The organism is Robbsia andropogonis, from assembly GCF_000970345.1.
GTDB lineage: Bacteria > Pseudomonadota > Gammaproteobacteria > Burkholderiales > Burkholderiaceae > Robbsia > Robbsia andropogonis.
The window spans coordinates 1-506 of sequence record NZ_LAQU01000246.1; the positions used below are offsets into that span (position 1 = coordinate 1).

Below are 506 nucleotides of genomic sequence, written 5' to 3' on the forward strand. Positions count from 1 at the left end.
GGGCAGCGGCAATCATGAGTCTCGTTCAGTCGGCCAAGCTCAATGGTCATGATCCGTATGCCTATCTTAAAGACGTACTGAATCGATTGCCGACCCATCCCGCACGGCGGATCGATGATCTGTTGCCACATAACTGGATGAAATTCAATAACATCCCTGGCAAGTGAGCTATTTTAAACATCTTCGATGTGGCCGCGAATTTAACGCGGCTGAAACGCAATTACTGCCATGCCTGCTAACGAAAGTACGATGCCCCCTATGTCCCAGGCAGTTGGTCGCAACCCCTCCACTAACCAAAGCCAAGCTAATGCCACAGCGATATAAACGCCACCGTATGCAGCGTACACTCTTCCCGCGGCTGAGGGGTGTAACGTTAAAAGCCAAGCAAAAAGCGCGAGAGAAAGAGCAGCAGGAACAAGCAAGTAAACGCCTTTACCTTCCGATGGAGGTCGTCGCCGGCGAGACATGGCCAAGGTTTTCCTGCACGATGTCTAGTGGCGTGCCCG

Annotated in this window: 1 protein-coding gene and 1 pseudogene; one reads left to right on the forward strand and one right to left on the reverse strand. The window is 52.4% G+C overall.

The window, feature by feature from the left end; translation table 11 throughout:
- Positions 1–167, forward strand: a 167-nt coding sequence (locus WM40_RS29415; RefSeq protein WP_157793847.1) for a transposase domain-containing protein, incomplete at its 5' end; no start/stop codon positions are given.
- A 33-nt stretch (positions 168–200) separates the two neighbouring features.
- Here the strand turns inward: WM40_RS29415 and WM40_RS29420 are convergent.
- A pseudogene (locus WM40_RS29420) lies at positions 201–440 on the reverse strand (YnfA family protein); the annotation flags it as partial.
- Positions 441–506: the final 66 nt, after the last annotated feature.